Source organism: Nocardia sp. SYP-A9097, assembly GCF_009649815.1.
In the GTDB taxonomy this organism is placed as follows: domain Bacteria; phylum Actinomycetota; class Actinomycetes; order Mycobacteriales; family Mycobacteriaceae; genus Nocardia.
This window is the reverse complement of sequence record NZ_WJIC01000001.1, coordinates 770,762-788,315: the sequence shown is the minus strand read 5'-3', so window position 1 is coordinate 788,315 and position 17,554 is coordinate 770,762. Positions and strand designations below refer to the sequence as shown.

General features: G+C 67.5%; 13 protein-coding genes. 8 read left to right on the top strand and 5 right to left on the bottom strand.

What is annotated here, in order from left to right; genetic code table 11:
* Positions 1 to 64 precede the first annotated feature (64 nt).
* Positions 65 to 673, top strand: a complete 609-nt coding sequence (locus tag GFY24_RS03525) for a TetR/AcrR family transcriptional regulator (protein WP_153803416.1) — start codon at positions 65 to 67, stop codon at positions 671 to 673.
* 87 nt (positions 674 to 760) lie between these two features.
* Complete coding sequence (locus tag GFY24_RS03520; RefSeq protein ID WP_309230396.1) at positions 761 to 2,116, top strand: DUF5685 family protein; 1,356 nt, start codon at positions 761 to 763, stop codon at positions 2,114 to 2,116.
* 284 nt (positions 2,117 to 2,400) lie between these two features.
* Here the strand turns inward: GFY24_RS03520 and GFY24_RS03515 are convergent, their stop codons facing one another.
* Both GFY24_RS03515 and GFY24_RS03510 read right to left on the bottom strand, forming a co-directional pair.
* A complete protein-coding gene (locus tag GFY24_RS03515; protein WP_153803573.1) occupies positions 2,401 to 3,267 on the bottom strand; it encodes a MaoC family dehydratase in 867 nt (288 codons plus the stop codon).
* Entirely contained in the window at positions 3,267 to 4,625 is a 1,359-nt protein-coding gene (locus GFY24_RS03510; protein ID WP_309230395.1) for a 3-oxoacyl-ACP reductase, read from the bottom strand. Before GFY24_RS03510 ends, GFY24_RS03515 begins: the two co-directional genes overlap by 1 nt.
* A 171-nt stretch (positions 4,626 to 4,796) precedes the next feature.
* Between GFY24_RS03510 and GFY24_RS03505 the strand changes: the two genes are divergently transcribed.
* The gene (locus GFY24_RS03505) at positions 4,797 to 6,119 is read left to right on the top strand and encodes an acetyl-CoA C-acetyltransferase (RefSeq protein ID WP_309230394.1); all 1,323 of its coding nucleotides are present in this window, start codon (positions 4,797 to 4,799) and stop codon (positions 6,117 to 6,119) included.
* A 104-nt stretch (positions 6,120 to 6,223) separates the two neighbouring features.
* On the opposite strand, the gene GFY24_RS03500 is transcribed toward GFY24_RS03505, so the two are convergent.
* Both GFY24_RS03500 and GFY24_RS03495 read right to left on the bottom strand, forming a co-directional pair.
* On the bottom strand, positions 6,224 to 7,435 hold the full coding sequence (locus GFY24_RS03500; protein WP_309230393.1) for an ADP-ribosylglycohydrolase family protein: 1,212 nt from the start codon (positions 7,433 to 7,435) through the stop codon (positions 6,224 to 6,226).
* A gap of 3 nt (positions 7,436 to 7,438) precedes the next feature.
* Positions 7,439 to 7,879, bottom strand: coding sequence for a hypothetical protein (locus tag GFY24_RS03495; RefSeq protein WP_153803414.1), 441 nt, complete (start codon positions 7,877 to 7,879; stop codon positions 7,439 to 7,441).
* 261 nt (positions 7,880 to 8,140) lie between these two features.
* On the opposite strand from GFY24_RS03495, the gene GFY24_RS03490 reads away from it, so the two are divergent.
* From GFY24_RS03490 to GFY24_RS03475, 4 genes are all read left to right on the top strand, one after another.
* Positions 8,141 to 8,626 carry a universal stress protein gene (locus tag GFY24_RS03490; protein ID WP_153803413.1) on the top strand — a complete coding sequence of 162 codons (486 nt, stop codon included), beginning with the start codon at positions 8,141 to 8,143 and terminating at the stop codon, positions 8,624 to 8,626.
* An 84-nt stretch (positions 8,627 to 8,710) separates the two neighbouring features.
* Positions 8,711 to 9,802, top strand: coding sequence for an isochorismate synthase MenF (locus GFY24_RS03485; RefSeq protein WP_153803412.1), 1,092 nt, complete (start codon positions 8,711 to 8,713; stop codon positions 9,800 to 9,802).
* 136 nt (positions 9,803 to 9,938) lie between these two features.
* Positions 9,939 to 10,109 (top strand): DUF2613 domain-containing protein, encoded by a 171-nt coding sequence (locus tag GFY24_RS03480; RefSeq protein ID WP_153803411.1) that lies wholly within the window; start codon positions 9,939 to 9,941, stop codon positions 10,107 to 10,109.
* 37 nt (positions 10,110 to 10,146) lie between these two features.
* Positions 10,147 to 14,622, top strand: a complete 4,476-nt coding sequence (locus GFY24_RS03475; RefSeq protein ID WP_309230424.1) for an alpha-(1->3)-arabinofuranosyltransferase — start codon at positions 10,147 to 10,149, stop codon at positions 14,620 to 14,622.
* A gap of 1 nt (position 14,623) precedes the next feature.
* Here the strand turns inward: GFY24_RS03475 and GFY24_RS03470 are convergent, their stop codons facing one another.
* Positions 14,624 to 15,808 carry an acyltransferase gene (locus tag GFY24_RS03470; protein ID WP_153803409.1) on the bottom strand — a complete coding sequence of 395 codons (1,185 nt, stop codon included), beginning with the start codon at positions 15,806 to 15,808 and terminating at the stop codon, positions 14,624 to 14,626.
* Between the two features lie 189 nt (positions 15,809 to 15,997).
* On the opposite strand from GFY24_RS03470, the gene GFY24_RS03465 reads away from it, so the two are divergent.
* Positions 15,998 to 17,176: a DUF3068 domain-containing protein gene (locus GFY24_RS03465; RefSeq protein ID WP_153803408.1), complete on the top strand. Its 1,179-nt coding sequence runs from the start codon at positions 15,998 to 16,000 to the stop codon at positions 17,174 to 17,176.
* Positions 17,177 to 17,554: the final 378 nt, after the last annotated feature.

Sequence of the window (17,554 nt, the reverse complement as noted above, 5' to 3'; positions counted from 1 at the left end):
AATTCGCACTAGCGGAACTTACCTTGGAGTAAGATAGGGGCTTCGATATGTCCTAGGAGTATGGATGGCAGGCGGAACGAAACGACTTCCCCGCGCGGTACGCGAGCAACAGATGCTCGACGCGGCGGTGGAAGTGTTCTCACGCAAGGGTTATCACGACACCTCCATGGACGCCATCGCCGCCGAGGCGAAGATCTCCAAACCCATGCTCTACCTGTACTACGGCTCCAAGGACGAATTGTTCCGCGCCTGCATCCACCGCGAGAGCATGCGCTTCATCGAAGCCGTCGCGGTGGCAGGCAACCCCAAGCTCACCCCGCACGAGCAGTTGCGGGCGGGCCTGGAGGCATTCCTCTCCTATGTCGATCAGAACCGGCTGTCCTGGCAGGTGCTGTACCGGCAGGCACTCGGCCAGCAACCCTTCGCCTCGGAGATCTCCAACAGCCGGGACCGGGTCATCGAGCTCACCGCGAAGCTGCTCGAATCCAGCGCCAAGTACGCCGAACCCGGCACCAACTTCGAGGTGGTGTCGGTGGCGGTGATCGGCGCGGGCGAGGCCATCGCCGATCGGGTCGCCAGCGGTACCGTCGATATGGCCGAAGCGGTGAACCTGCTGGACGATCTCGCCTGGCGCGGTCTGTCCGGCAAGAAGAAGGAGACCGAACCGGCCTGACCGCCGGATCGTGTACCCCGCATGCCGAGCGCACTGCCCGGCTTGCCAGTCGCCCCGCGACCTGCCACAGTTCGGTCGAATTGTGTTGTGGGACGGCCGGTTGCGCGGCCGGGGAATGGGGACGCCTTGTTCGGAATGCTGAAACCGTGCGCGCACAGCGCCGCGAAATACGGCATGGCGGCGACCAGCTGGCAAACCCAGCTGTGCGGGCTATGCCTCGGCCTGCGCGACGGCCACGGCCAACTCGCCCGCGCCGCAACCAATACCGATGCTCTCGTGCTCGGCATCCTCACCGAGGCGCAGCAGCCGCACACCGCCGTCCGCACCGAGGCCGGTCCCTGCCCGCTGCGCGGCATGCGCAAGGCGAGCGTCGCGGCCGCCGACTCACCCGGCGTTCGGTTGGCCGCCACCGCCTCACTCCTGTTGGGCGCGGCCAGGATTCGCGATCACATCGACGACGGCGACACCCGCCGTGCCGGCCGGCTCCCGATGACGAGGGTCGCCAACCGCTGGCATACCGGAGCCCGCGCGGCGGCCGCGCCGATCGGCCTGGATATCGAACCACTCATCGCCGCAATCGAATCCCAGCCGCGGCGGGAGCGCGCGGCCGTCTCCGGTTCGCTCGAATCGCTGGACGAACTGACCTGGCCGACACAGCTGTGCGCCTCGGAATTGTTCGCGCACACCGCGGTTCTCGCCGGACGACCGGAAAACACCGACGCGCTACGGGAAGCGGGCTGGCACTTCGGGCGCATCGCCCACCTGGCAGACGCCCTCGAGGACATCGACGAAGACCGCGAAGCAGGCCGCTTCAACCCCCTGACCGCCACCGGCACCGGCACCGCCGACGCGCATGCCCTACTGCGCGAATCGAATTCGCTCTTGAAGGCGGCGCTGACCCGAGTCGGGCTCGAACGCAACGCGTCCATTCGCTGGATGCTGCTCGATCCGCTCAACGCCGTGGTCCGCAAGCTGGGCAAGGCCGCCGGAACAATCCACACCTGCACCACACACGCGTGCGGCACTCGACCCAGCGCCGAATCCGCTGAACCGGCAGCATGGCATGCCTGGCAATCCCCTCGTCATCCCGGCATGTTTTTGGCCGGGATCCACACTGCCGCTGTAGATCCCGGCCAGAAGCGCGCCGGGATGACGGGTGGCGGCCCGCACACAGCGATCGGCCCGCAGGCGGTATTCGGAGTCGAGCCGCCGCAAACTCCCACCCGGCGCCCCGGCTTCTGGGAGGGCATCGGGATCGGCGTGACCCAGTACTGCACCGGGTACGCCTGCTGCTCCGATCACACCCGCCCGTGCAGTGGCGAGCGCAAGGAGTCCTGGCTCAAACGGGATTGCTGCGACTGTGGCGACTGCTGCGACTGCACGAATTGCTGTAGCTGCGACTGTGGCGATTGTGACTGCGGCTGCTGCGATTGCAGCTGCTGAGCTCGGAACCATAAGAGCCGCACACCGATTCGTGTCCGGATGTCGAAACCCCTGCGTGGCGACATACGGTGTCGAATCGGTGCGCGGCTCTCGCCCCGCCCCATGGGGCCGATCGCTGTCGGCGGCCCGACCTTACCTGTGGCAGGTGGGCGCTGTGGTGGTTCGGAAACCACCGGAGCGAGGCGACCCCGGGTCTTCGGTTGAACTGTCTCCAACTTGCCACACCGATTGCGGCGGTATGGCTTCGATGCGCCACCGGCACGGGTGTACCGGTGGCCGTCGAATCAGCGGAGGGTGGCGGTGAGGTGCGGGTAGCCCTGCTTGGGGTTCTTCAGGGCCAGATCCCAGCCGCCCGCGACCTTGTCGGTGTAGACGTTGACCGTCGAAGGCAGGAAGATCGGCTTACCGAATTTCACCGCGTAGGTGGTCTTTTCGGGGATGCGACCCTCGATATTGCCGAGAATATTTGCGGCGGACCACATTCCGTGCGCGATCGGCCTCGGGAACCCGAAAGCCTTGGCGCCCAACGCCGAAGTGTGGATCGGATTGTGGTCACCGGATGCCGCGGCATACCGGTTGATCATCTTCTGATCGACCCGCAGCGTGCGGAACGGCGGCGGTGGCACCTCGTCCGGCTTGGGCTCGGGCTTGGGTCCACCGGACAGCGAGGTGCGCTGCTGGTGCAGGAAGGTGGTGATCTGACGCCACACCAGTTCCCGGCCGACACTCACCTCGGTGATCGCGTCCACGAGCAGGCCCTTGGGATGCTCGCGCAGGTTCTCGATGTGGGTCTCGAAATCGAGCGGTTCGGATACCGAGATCTCGCGGGTGCGCTCGATGACGTTCTCCGCGTGCACCGCACCGACCGCCACGAACGGAAAGTCGCGTGCCACAACGAGTTGCATGGCGAGCGGGAAGCTGAGCACGAACGGGTAGGTCAGCGGCAGTGCGTCACCGAACCGCACTCCGGTGGCGTGGCAGTACGCGGCCAGGTGGTCCGGGTCGACCTTGAAGCCTTCGAGCCGCACGGTGCGGTCCGGCAGCTTCGACGGTCGATTGGAGAGTCCCAGAATCGGCACCGCGCCGAGCGCGGCCTTGACGAACAGGCTGGTGTTCTTCGGCACCTCGCCGAGCGTGATGGTCCGGCTCATCATGCTCCGATCAGGCTCTGGCCGCAGACGCGAACGATATTGCCGCTCACCGCGTTCGACGCCGGCGAGGCGAAGTAGGCGATGGTCTCGGCGACGTCGACGGTCTGACCGCCCTGCAGCAGCGAGCTCATCAGGCGACCGGCCTCGCGGGTGGTGAGCGGAATCGCGGCGGTCATGGCGGTTTCGATGAAGCCCGGCGCGACCGCGTTGATGGTGATGCCCTTTTCGGCCAGCTTCGGGGCCTCGGCGTTCACCATGCCGATGACACCGGCCTTGGACGCGCCGTAGTTGGTCTGGCCACGGTTGCCCGCGATACCGGCGATTGAGGACACGTCGACGACGCGGCCACCGGTCTTGAGCGCACCCGCAGCGACGAGACCCTCGGTAATACGGTGCGGCGCAGCGAGATTCACATTGATGACCGAGTTCCAGCGGCCCTCGTCCATATTCGCGAGCAGCTTGTCGCGGGTGATACCGGCGTTGTGCACGATGATGTCGATGCCGCCGAAACGCTTGGTGGCGAACTCGGCCAGCTTCACCGCGGCATCGGCCGCGGTGACATCCAGGGCGAGTGCGGTCGCGCCGACCTTGTTGGCGGTCTGCGACAGCGCTTCACCGGCGGCCGGGATATCGGCGACGATCACGGTGGCGCCGTCCCGGGCGAACACCTCGGCGATGGTCGCGCCGATGCCGCGGGCCGCACCGGTGACCACGGCGACCTTGCCCGCGAGGGGCTTGTCCCAGCTGGCCGGGGCGGTGGAGTCGTCCTTGCCGACGCGGAACACCTGGCCGTCGACGAAGGCCGACTTGCCCGAAAGGATGAAGCGCAGAGTCGATTCCAGGCCGGTGGCGGTGGCGGCGGCCTCGGGGTGCAGGTACACCAGGTTGCCGGTGGCGCCGCGCAGCAGCTCCTTGGCGACCGAACGACTGAAGCCTTCGAGGGCGCGCTGGGCGATCTGCTCGTCGACGCTCGCGGTCAGCTCCGGGGTGGTGCCGATGACCAGCACGCGGCCGGACGCGGCGAGGCTGCGCATGGCGGGCTGGAAGAAGTCGAACAGCTGCTGCAGTTCCTCGATGGTTCGAATGCCGGTGGCATCGAAGACGAGCGCGCCGAGCTTGGTGCCCGGGGTGACCGCATCGGCGAAGGTATAGTCCGACAGCAGGTTCCGGGCGGCGTCGGCGACGCGGCCCTTGCCGCCCAGCAGTACCGGGCCCGCGAGCGGCGGCTGACCGGCGACGTAGCGGCGCAGGTTCTCCGGCTGCGGCAGGCCGAGCTTGCTCGCCAGGAACGCGCCCGGCGCGGAGTGAATGAAAGATCCGTACAGGTTGGGAGCGCCCTTGCTCTTGCTGGCTGCCACAGTTCCTACCTTCTCTTGTCCAGGCCCCGAGGGCGGTATTGCACGCCTTCGCGGGGTACGGTGTCGACAAATGAACTTACTCCAGAGTAAGTTTAATGTAAACCGACCAGCGCAGGTCCCGCGGGACCGTGCGAGTACGGAAATCCACCCGACGAGACACTGGAGACTCGAGTGACCACCAAAGCCCGTTCGGCGAAGCCCGCGGCCAAGACCGCCAAGCAGGCCAAGCCTGTCGCAATCCTCGGCGGCAACCGGATTCCGTTCGCCCGGTCCGACGGCAAGTACGCGCACGCCTCCAACCAGGACATGTTCACCGCCGCACTGAACGGGCTGGTCAGCCGCTTCGGGCTGCAGGGCGAACGCCTCGGAATGGTCGTCGGCGGCGCCGTCCTCAAGCGCGTCGGCGAGCACGGCATGATCCGCGAGAGCGTGCTCGGCTCCACCCTGTCTCCGTACACCCCGGCGCACGATCTGCAGCTCGCCTGCGGCACCGGTTTGCAGGCCATTCAGACCGTGGCCGACGGAATCGCGTTGGGCCGCTTCGAAGCCGGCATCGGCGGCGGTACGGACACCACCTCGGACGCGCCCATCGGGGTCAGCGAGTCGATGCGCGAGTGGATGCTCGACGCCAACCGCGCCAGGAACAACAAGGACTACGCCAAGCTGGTCGGCCGCCTGCGCCCGTCCATGGTCGGCATCGAGATCCCGCGCAATGCCGAACCGCGCACCGGACTTTCGATGGGCGAGCACGCCGCCGTCACCGCCAAGGAATTCGGTGTCGCGCGTGCGGCGCAGGACGAGCTGGCCTACCTGTCGCACAAGAACATGGCCGCCGCTTACGACCGTGGCTTCTTCGATGACCTGATCACCCCGTTCCTCGGGCTGACCCGCGACGACAACCTGCGTCCCGGCTCGACCATCGAGAAGCTGTCGACGCTGAAGCCGGTCTTCGGTGTGAAGCTGGGCGATGCCACCATGACCGCGGGCAACTCGACTCCGCTCACCGATGGTGCCTCGACCGTGCTGCTGTCCAGCGATGAGTGGGCCGCTTCGCGCAACCTCTCGCCGCTGGCCTACCTGGTCGACTCCGAGGTCGCCGCCGTCGATTACATCCACGGGCCGGACGGTCTGCTGATGGCCCCGACCTACGCCGTGCCGCGCATGCTGGCCCGAAATGGCCTGACACTGCAGGACTTCGACTACTACGAGATCCACGAGGCCTTCGCCTCCGTCGTGCTCGCCACCCTGCAGTGCTGGGAGTCGGACCAGTACTGCAAGGAGCGCCTCGGCCTGGACGGCGCGCTGGGGTCCATCGACCGCAGCAAGCTGAACGTCAACGGCTCCTCGCTGGCCGCGGGCCACCCGTTCGCCGCCACCGGCGGTCGCATCATCGCCTCCACCGCGAAGATGCTGGCGGAGAACGGCGGCGGTCGCGCCCTCGTCTCCATCTGTGCCGCGGGCGGCCAGGGCGTCGTCGCCATCGTGGAGCGCTAGAACGCCTTTCGCGCCGCTATCGCGGCGTGGGAGAGACAAGTAAGGGGCCCGGTTCTGACGAACCGGGCCCCTTCTTCGCGCATCGAGAGAATCCGCAGCGGTTGTCAGGTGAGTAGGCGGTGGGTTCTCGTAGCCAGGTCGGAGATTCGGGTGATGGGGTAGCCGGTTACCGCGCTGTGCAGGGTGTTTTCGAGGGGGTCCGTCCAGCGGGCGGGGATATTCGCGGCTCCGGTGAAGATGCCCGCAATGGATCCGGCGGTGGCCGCGTTGGAGTTCACGTCCCAGCCGGCGCGGGCGGTCAGTTGCACTGTTTCGGTGAAATCGCCTTCGCCCCACAGTAATCCGGCGGCGATCAGGCAGGCATTGCCGATGACGTGCAGGCGGTTGTAGTGCGCGTAGCGGGTGTGGATGCCGGTTACGGCGTACTGCCACGCGAGACCATGGGTGTGGTCGTCGACTAGTTCCGAGAGTGCCACTGCCAGGCGGGAATTCGCCGGAATCACGGTCTCGGCGCGGGCCAGGGCCTCCTGCGGATTCGCGGCGGTGAAGGCCGCCGCCACGAGGGCCGCCGCCCAGCGCGCCGCCCATAATCCATTGCCGGTGTGCGAGATCGACGCGTCGCGAGCGGCCAGTTCGGCGGCGCGGGCCGGATCGCCCGGATTGGTGTAGCCGTAGATATCGGCGCGGACCAGCGCACCCCGCCACTCGCGGTAGGGATTTCGGTAGGTGGCGGTATCCGGCGGCAGGAAACCGTCGATGAGATTGCGATAGGCGACCCGCTCGGCGGTGGAGGTGCGCAGGAAGGGCAGGCGTTCCAGCCAGAGCGCGGAGACATCGTCGGCGATGAAATCCGTGCCGCTCTGTTCCAGTAGGTGCAGGCCGAGCAGGATGTAGTCCAGGTTTTCGTCACGCGGGCAACCGATTACGCCGCTGTCACGCGGTCTGGCGACCACGCAGCCCGCACATCGGCCGAGCCAGCCGCCGTGAACGCGGTCGTACAATTCGGCCCGGGAGTAATCGGAGGGCGTGCGGGCGGCAGGCGAATCACGTTCCACGCCAATGATATTCGGATCGCCACCGGTATCGATCCATTCGAAGTGCGGCCACCCCGGTAATCGGGTGGCCGATTCGATGCGATCCAACAGTCGCCAGCAGTCGGCGTCCATCGGCCGGTCCGCCAGCGACAATTCGTTCACATCTTCGGCGAAATCCGCTACCGCATAGCCGGATTCACCGCGTTGACACCATTCGTAGTAGAGCAGGGCGCGTGGATCGGCCTCGTGATGGCCGAAGACGGCCGCTTCGATCGAGGACACGATTCACAGCACCGCGTTGGTGGCGTCGAGAACTTCGGACAGCAGGGGTAGCGATTCGTCGCGCTGGGGTGCGCGCGCCCACCACCTGCCCTCGAGGGTGTGCCGCCCGAATCCGGTGGGCAGGATGACATTACTTCTGTGCGGGCCGATGTCCACGCTGTTGCGCTCCAAGCGTTCGAGGTATTCGTCGGAGGGATACCCGTCGAACACCGCCAGGAATGTACGCCGCGGCGGGCGCTCGCGCACCAGCACCGGGCCGGGCACACCGCGCACGGTCAGTTCACCGAGTATCAACGCGCCCAACGGTTCCGGGGTGTTCAGGGCCGTGATGGTGTCCACCAGGGGTAGCACCACGAAGCCGGGGGTGGTCACGTGCACGTGCGGCAAACCGAACAGGGAGCGGTACACGCTCGCCCATTCCTGTGGGGTAGTCAGCTCGTCCAACCGCACAATCCACCCCTCGTCCGGGCTCTGCTCCAACGACGGCGATGTCGAAGAGTCGGCGTAGGACTCGATGCCGACACGTCGGTGGAAAACCGACACCTGTCAGTGAAAACCGGAGCCGCGTATCCCACCACTGATTTGGGTGAATCGTTCGCAAACTGTGGACAACCCGCGATGGACAGACATCGTCAAGACGGCTGACACCCGCCCGCGCGGGGTAATCTCGACGCGAAGACATGCGTTCCCACCAGGAGGTTCGTCATGCCGTGCGATTTGATGCTCATCGCGTACGACGGGTCCGAGAATGCGCGCCGCGCCGTCGAATACGCGGGACGGTTCCTGTCCGCGAACAGAGCCGTGGTCCTCACCGCCTGGGAACCCATGGCGCGCCAGGCCGCCCGGCTCTCCGGGCTGTCCGGTGTCATGCAACCGGAGTGGATGCCGGACGACGAGATCGAGGACATCGCGTACGTCGACGCCAGAACCATCAACTCCGAGGGGGTGCGACTGGCCAAACTCGCCGGGCTCAATGCCGAGGCGCGGACCGTCGAATGCACCACCACCATCTGGAACGCGATAGTCGAAATCGCCGACGATCTGAACGTGGACATCATTGTCGCGGGCACCCGCGGCGCCACCGGAATTCGGGCGCTGATGCACTCCAGCGTCGCCGACGCGGTCCTCAAACACTGCCATCGACCGGTGCTGATGGTGCCGCCCGGACGCGAGCCCGAGCCGAAACACTGACGTCGCGGATGTGATCGGTGCGACAGAGATATCGGTCGCTCCACCGATTTCGAAGCCGGAGTCGCGGACTATGGTCGGGAGACCATGGACGGATTTCTCCTCGCGTCACCCAATGGCGTGGTGCGCACCACCGGCACCCGCATCGCCTTCGATGCGGCCGCCGCCGCGGCATCGGCGTTGCGAGCCGGGGACACCGAGTTGATCGTCGGGGCGCTGCCGTTCGATCCGCGCCGACCGGCCGCACTCTGCGCACCCGAACAGGCGCTGCACACCGCCGGACCATGGCGGCCCGCGGCGCTGCCGGAGCTGCCCGAAGTGCGGGTGGTATCCGAAATGCCAAGTGCCGCAGAGCATATGGCGCGCGTCGCGAAACTGGTCGAACAACTCTCCGATCCGGAGCAACCGCTGCGCAAAGTGGTGGCGGCGCGCTCGCTGCTCGCCGAAGCCGCGGCACCCCTGGAACCGGAGGTGGTGGCCGCACACCTGGTCACCCGGCATCCGCGCGCCAATGTGTACGCCGTCGACCTCACGCCCGCCGGGCGGCCCGGGGAGACACTGCTCGGCGCGACACCCGAGGTGCTGGTGACGCGGCACGGGCGCACCGTCACTCTGCGCCCCCTGGCGGGAACGCTGCCGCGGCTCGCCGATCCCGGAGCCGATGCGGCACAGGCGCGAGAACTGTTGTCCAGCAGCAAGAATCTCGAAGAACACGCGTACGTCGTGGAGTGGATTCGCGACCAACTCGCACCCGTCTGCGGCACACTCACCATCCCCGACGGCCCCGAACTGCTGTCCACACCCGAGGTTTGGCACCTGGCCACGCCCATCACCGCCGAACTCCGCGACTCGTCGATCACCGCCCTGGACCTGGCCGTCCTGCTGCACCCGACCCCCGCCATCTGCGGCACGCCCACCGCACTTGCCCTGGACACCATCTGCGATCTGGAAGGCGACCGCGGCTTCTACAGCGGCGCGGTCGGCTGGTGCGACGCCAACGGTGACGGCGAATGGGTGGTCGCCATCCGCTGCGCCGAACTCTCCGCCGACGGCCGCTCACTACGCGCCTTCGGTGGCGGCGGAATCGTCGCGGCGTCGGATCCACACACCGAACTCGTCGAAACCACCGCCAAACTGCGCACTTTCCTCGGCGGACTGCAGTGCGCCGTCCCCGATTGACGGCTGATCCAGGGTGCGCACTGCCCGGAAAGCGGGCGGCAAGCGGGCCGGGCGGTACGGACCTGGCTGCCCAGCCCTACCCAACCTGCTAGGTTTGCTCGAGTTGTACGCATGCGTCGATGTATGGGAGTCCGCGATGAAGTTTGCCGTTCCTGGTGTAGCGAGCGCTGCCGGCGGGGCCCTGATCGGGCTGGCGGCGGTCCTGGTCATCACGATGGCGGCCTCGCAGGACAAGCGCCCCGAGATCGACCGCAGTGGCGACGCCGGATCGTCGCTACTCAACAACGTTGAGTACGGCGCGCGCTGACCGGCTGACCTCCGATACCAATGCCGCGACCGGCTCGATCGGAGACCGGTCGCCGAATACCGCACCGCTGGGCCGCCGCTGGCTGCTCGGCAGTATCCTCACCGCATTCCTGCTGACCTTCTCGCAGGCACCCGGACGCACCGTCGCGGACACCAAATACGATCTGGCACAGAATCCGCTCGGCTTCCTCGAGCGCGCCGGACACCTGTGGAACAGCCGGGCCCCGATGGGGCAGGTGCAGAACCAGGCCTACGGATACTTCTTTCCGCACGGCGCGTTCTTCTCGCTCGGACATATTCTCGGCCTGCCCGCCTGGGTCACCCAGCGCATCTGGTGGGCGCTATTGCTGCTCGCCGGATTCTGGGGAATCATCCGGCTCTGCGAAACCCTCGGTATAGGTAGTCGCGGCTCACGGATCATCGCGGCTGTCGCCTTCGCCCTCTCCCCCCGCGTACTCACCACACTCGGCTCGATCTCGTCCGAGACGCTGCCGATGATGCTCGCGCCCTGGGTACTCCTGGCTCCGGCCGCGCTCGGAGTGGCGCTGCGCCGCAAGCAATCCACCGACGAAGACCCCGATCCCAAACGTGTGGACGAAAGCACCCCTCGTCATCCCGGCGCGCTTTCGGCCAGGATCTCGCCTGGTCGGAACCTGCGCGGGGCAGCCACACCCGCGGGTAGCGCAATGGCGTTGGCGCTCATGGGATCCGTGAACGCGGTCGCCACGGCCGCGGCCTTCCTGCCCGCGGCGCTGTGGTGGATGTCGTATCGGCCGAACCAGGCTTGGTGGCGGTTCACGCGGACCTGGATTCCCATGCTGGTGCTGGCCACGTTCTGGTGGGTGGTGCCACTGCTGTTGCTGGGCAAGGTGAGTCCGCCGTTCCTGGACTTCATCGAGTCGTCCGGTGTGACCACACAGTGGGCCTCGCTGGGTGAGGTGTTGCGCGGTACCGACAGTTGGACGCCGTTCGTCTCGCCCGAGCGGATCGCGGGCGCGGTGCTGGTCACCCAGCCGGCCGCCGTGCTGGCGACCGGACTGCTGGCCGCCGCGGGTATCGCCGGACTCGCCATGCGATCCATGCCGGGCCGGGGACGCCTCGTACTGATCCTGTGCGTCGGATTGGTCGGTATCTGCGCCGGTTACGCGGGTGAACTCGGCGGACCCTTCGCCGAACAGGTGCGGACCTTTCTGGACTCCGGGGGCGCGCCGCTGCGCAATGTGCACAAACTGGAGCCGCTCATCCGGTTGCCGCTCGTCCTCGGGCTCGCGCATCTGCTGAGCCGGGTACCGCTGCCCGCCTCCGTACCGATGCCGGTGTGGCGCAGGGCTTTCGCGCATCCCGAGCGGAACAAGATGGTCGCGGTGGGTGCGCTGATCCTGACCGCGCTGGCACTGTCCACCTCACTGGCGTGGACGGGCAAGCTCGCACCGCGCGGCGACTACGACAGGGTGCCCGGATACTGGCAGCAGACCGCGGATTGGCTGGCGCGCAACGCATCCGACACCCGGGCCCTGGTGGTGCCGGGCGCACCGTTCGGCAGCCAGACCTGGGGCCTCACCCGCGATGAACCGCTCCAGGCATTGGCGAGTACGCCTTGGGCGGTACGGGATTCGGTGCCGCTGAACCCGCCCGGAGCCATTCGCGCCATGGATTCGGTGCAGCGGCTCATTGCCGACGGGCGGCCCTCCGCCGGACTCGCGGCCACCCTCATCGACCAGGGCATCGGAATCCTGGTGCTGCGCAATGACCTCGACCCGGAGACCTCCCGCTCCACCCGGCCCATGCTCGCGCACCGGGCGATCGAAGGCTCACCGGGGCTGACCAAGGTCGCGCAATTCGGCGACCCGATCGAGACCGGACACATGGAAGGGCTTGTCGCGGACGAGGATCTGCGACCCGAGTACCCGGCCATCGAGATCTACCGGGTGCGGGACGGGCAACCGGGCACGCCCACCTCGACCGGCAGCCCGAAATCCGATGCGACCGGAACACCGGTCGAATTGCGTAGTGGGACAGGTGCGCCGGGATCGTTCCCCGGCTCGTACACCCTGCCGCTGGACAGCGTGCCCGTCGTCCAAGGCGGCCCCGAGGTGCTGGAACGCGTGCGGCGCAATCCTGCAACACCCAGTGGTCCGGCGCTGCTGGCCGCCGACGCGGCACAAGCCGGATTGCCGGTGGATGCCGTCACCATCACCGACACGCCCATGGACCGGGAGTCCGATTTCGGTCGCGTCGACAACCACAATTCGGCCCTGCGCGGCCCAGGGGACGCACGCCGGACACACAATCTGGTGCCGGACTATCCGGTGCCCGGTGCACAACTGGTGGAGGGCGCGTGGTCGGGGGCCACCGTCACCGTCTCCAGCTCGGCGGCCGACGCCACCCAGCTCGGCGGGGCCGCGCCCGGCAGCTCCACCGCTGCGGTCGTCGACGGTGATCCCGCGACGGCGTGGATCAGCAATGGCACCGAACACGCACTGGGGCAATGGCTTCGACTGGATCTGGACAAGCCGGTGACCTCGGCCGTACTGCGCCTGACCACCAGCGCCGCCGCCATCGGCAGCCCAGTGAAGTGGGTGGAGGTGAAAACCTCCAAGGGTACGGTCTCGGCGCGCATCACCGAACCCGGTGTGCCGGTATCGATCGCACTGCTGCCCGGCAAGACCGACTGGATCCAGATCACCGCCGCCAGCACCGAAAATGGTAGCGCGGGTGGGCAATTCGGGATCAGCGAACTAGGCATCGAGGATTACGCCGATCGTGACCATCCGGTGGCCGTGGATATCCGGCATCGGACGGTACTGCCACCCACCCCGGCAGGCACACAGGTGCGAGGCTGGCAGCTGGGACAGGAATTCCCTGGCCGCAGTACGTGTTTCGACTCCCCGGACCGGATGCGCTGCAGTAAGGCCCTGGCCCTGTCCGCCGAGGAGCCCGGGATCTTCGAACGCACCCTGCAGGTGCCCGAACCACTCACGGTGACACCGGATCTCATGGTCCGCACCCGGCCCGGACCCGCCCTGGAAGCCCTGCTCACCGATCACGACCGGCCCGCCGCGCGCGGCCAGGCCGATGTCGCCGACCCGCGCGGCTCGGCGCTCGCCGCCACCGACGGTGACCCGCGCACCGCCTGGACGGCCCCGGAGACCACGGTCCGCTTGCAGACCGGCGGGAAACCCACCCTCACCCTCGAACTGCCGGAACCGACCCTGGTCACCGGGCTGGAGATCACGCCCTCGCGGGGCGATCTGCCCGCGCACCCCACCTCGGTCTCGGTGAATCTCGGTGACGGCCCGCAGGTTCGCGAGGTGGACCCGGCCTCCGGTGTCCCCACCCGAATCGACCTGCACCCGTATGTCACCGACCGCATCGAACTCAGCATCCAGACCTGGGATGCCGTACTCGACCGCACCGCATTGGGTTTCGCCCAGGAACAGCCCCCCGGGATCGCGGAGGTCTCGGTCCTGGGACCCGACTATCCGGCACCCGCCGCGCCGGACCGCCTCATCACCATCGACTGCGCGAACGGCCCCACCCTCGCCGCGGCGGGCCGTACCCTGCACACCACGGTCACCGGCACCGCCGCCGAATTGCGTTCCGGCGCACCGATTCCGGCGCGAGTCTGCACGGCCGACGAATACGCGCAGGCACGTAAAGACAGCCCCGAACCGGGCAGCACCGCCGATAGCGCGACCGATAGCAGCGCCCCCGCCGACGACGCGGTGGCCTTCGATCTCCCCACCGGCAGCACCGACGTGACCGTCGCACCGACCGGCCTGTTCAGCGTCGACGAACTGCGCCTGAACCGCACCGCAGCCGTACCTTCGGCTGAATCATCCACCGACCTCGCACCATCGGATTCGGCTGGCGGACAGGCGAACTCGGTATCGGGTGATGCGCCCGGCGCGAATCTCGCGGGTGCGCGCGCACCCGCGGGTACCCGGTTGCTGGTGCTGCCATTGAGCACCAATGTGGGCTGGAGAGCTGTCACCGCCGACGGGCATGAACTGAAGCCGGTCGTGATCGACGGCTGGCAGCAGGCGTGGCTGCTCCCACCTGGCACGAAGGGCCCGATCACGGTCGAGTTCGCGGCCGATCGCTGGTATCGATACGCGATCTTCGGTGGCCTGCTGCTGTTGATTCCGCTTGCGGTACTTGCCTTCCGGAGCATGCGATCGCCACTGCGAGATGACGGTCCCGCGCCGCGCACCTGGCGCGGTCGAACCGCCGGTGCGATCGGGCTGGCGGTTGCCGCGGGCTTGATCGCCGGGCCTGCCGGAATCGTACTCACCGCACTGGGTCTCATCGCCGCCCGTTTGCGGCCACCCAATTGGCCGATGCTGCTGGTCGCGATTGCCGGTGCGGGGACGGCGATCTCGGCGGCGGCGCTGTCCACCGGCCCGTGGCGCTCACCCGAGGGATACATGGGCGCGTCACTCTGGGTGCAGTTCCCCGCACTGGTCGGGATTGTGGCCCTTGGTCTTTCGGCGCTGCCGAACCGTCGCCGCTGACTCAGCCGAAGCGGCGGCGGGTCCACACCCGCACCGGCTCCTCGATGAGCGCGAAACTGGCGGCGGCCAACGGCAGCGTGAATGCCACGGTCAACAGGTAGACCAGCACGAAATGCCCGCGGAACGGAATGATGCCGAACACCGGGAAGACGATCGACAGTACGGCCAGATGCCAGATGAAGATGCCGAACGACCAGCGGCCCAGGGTCGCGGCGGTGCGGCTCTCCAACCAGCGGTAGCGGATCTCGGGACGCAGTACCAGCGGTGCGAGCAGGCTGAAGCCGATGATTCCGCCCAGCGCCATCTTGCTCGCGTACTGCCAGGGCTGACCGTGCGTGAGGCCCTCCGGCCCGGCCAATCGCGTCGTCGCCAGCAGTAGTGCGCCGAGCGCGACCGGCCACATCAGGCGGCGATCCCCCGCCAGCCGCCGCCAGCGCGGTGCGTCCTGATCGGAGAGTTCGGCCAGCAGCATCCCCATGGCGAACCACGGGAGATAACCGGGCAGCCAGTTGTCGGAGTGAATGGCGTCCGGGGTCGGGACGGGCAGGAAATTCCAGCCCAGACACAGCAGCGCGAACCCCAGTACGGTGGGCACCCGCCACTTCGCGCGCGGGCCGCGCAATCGGACGAGCGCGAACGCCAGCAATGGAAGTACAAGATAGAAGGCCACTTCCACCGACAGACTCCACATTTGCGTGAGTCCGTCGGTGAGCGTCAGCGGGACGTAGACCTGCGCCAATCCGAGATTCGCCACCCACACCCGCGATCCCGCGGTGTGCGCGGCGCTCGGCAGCAGGATCAGCACCGTGCAGACCACCACCCAGTACGCGGGCAGGATGCGGGCGGCGCGATGCAGTAGATAACGCCCGGCCGCCGGCGCGGTCCCGAGTCCGCGCGCGGCCGCGGCATGCGGTCGCCACAGCAGGAACCCCGAGAGCGCGAAGAAGATGGCGACCGCCATATCGAAGCGTTCCAGCACCCGGCCGATGATCGGCTGCCCGGTGGCGCCGGTCTGGAAGGCCACGTGCGTGACGATGACGCCGAGCGCGGCCATGGCCCGCATACCCTCGAGAGCTGGGATGAAGACGCCGGGCCGGCGAATGGATCGTTGATCGACCGCTGCGTCGGGCGAGTCCGAACGGACCGGTTCGGTCGGTTCGGAGGGCGGGCGCAGGGTGGCGGTCATCGGGGATCAGTTTGCCTTGTTACTCCCGAGTGTGAGCACCCTGTGTTTGACTTACGGGCGTTTCGTGATGTTTTCCTGCCTCGGCAGGATGCTTCGGGCCCGTCGGCTGTTAGTGTCGGGGCTCACGAGTGCTGTGCGGCGACCGCAGTACTCATCGGAACGACCTGTTCGACGACGAGGAGAACCTGCATGGCACTGAGTGCCGGTACCCGAAGGACCGTGGCCTGCCTGCTCGTGGGGCTGGGTGCATTGCTGCTCGTCGCCGCGATCATGATCCCCACCTATACGGTGAGCCGTCTCGCGAAGACCCCGCTGGACCTGGAGATCACGACCGTCGCGACCAATGTCCAAGGGGCCCCCAGTGAAGTCCTCGACTCGAAGTCGCTGACCGCGCCCACCGGTGCGGCCAAGGTGGACACCAATGTCCCGCTGTTCTCACAGCGCTACCTCACCGTCGAAGATCCGGCGGACGCCTCGGAAATGACCATTCAAGCCGGTCAGACCCTGCGGCGCACCGATAAGCAGGGCGATACCGGCCTGCTCACCGCCACCGTCGACCGCGTCACCATCTCCCGCACCGACGGCATGCCCGTCGATTCGGTCGAGGGCGGCCCCAATGGCGCCATCGCCGCGACCGTCGACAAGAAGGGTGAGGCCGTCCTGGATCCGGTGCAGCACACCGGCCTCCAGTACCGCTTCCCCATCGGCACCGACAAGAAGACGTACCCGTACTTCGATCTCAACGCGCGCAAGACCTTCGACATCAACTTCGTCGACGAGACCGAGATCAACGACATGAAGGTCTACCACTTCCAGCAGACCGTCCCCGTCACCGATCTCTCCACCGTCGTCAACTCGCCCACCAACAAGCTGGCGCTGCCGGCCGACAAGTGGGGCGTCGAAGGCGGCGAAACCCCGGTCACCATGACCCGCTTCTACACCAACACCCGTGACCTGTGGGTGGAGCCCAAGACCGGCACCGTCATCAAGGGCGGCGAGAAGATCCACCAGTTCTACGCCCGCAGCGCCGACAAGCCCGAGGTGACCGTCCTCAACGCGACCCTGATGTTCGACGAGCCGACCATCGAATCGCAGATCTCGGTCGCCAAGGAGAACATCGACAAGCTGTCGCTGTACGGCCGCACCCTGCCGATCGCCTTCGGCATCATCGGCGTCATCGCCCTCATCGCGGGCATTGTCTTCGGCGTCCTCGGCGGCGGTAACGGCAATGGCGGCACCCCCGTCCGCCGCGCCGCCCCGGCCCCGGCTCCGGCCGGCGGCCCCCGCCCGGACCCCTTCGCCGACGCACCCACCCAGCAGATCGACATCAGCAAGACCCAACAGATCGACATGGACAAAAAGCCCTGACCCGGCTTCGTCCCCGCGGCCCCGCACCTTCCGAAGGTGCGGGGCCGCTCCCGTTTTCGTGCCTGGTGAGCCCCGCCCGCGATGGCTTCGCTCCGCGAGTGTGCACGCACGGCGGGAAATACCGCATATCGCCGCCACAGCTGCACACTTGCGGGCGCGATTGGGTGTAGCCGAGCGGGGAGATTCGGGCGAAGTGCGCATACCGGTGATGGGTCGGGCTCCGCGAGCGTGTACCTGTGGTCGGAATTCCGGCGAATCACCGCCATGGGTGCACACTCGCCAGTCGAGACTGCGGAGGACGATGAACGTGCGACTGCGGCGGGTGGAACGACATATCCACCGACGGGAGTGCGCGATCGGCGGAGTGGTGGGGTGCGG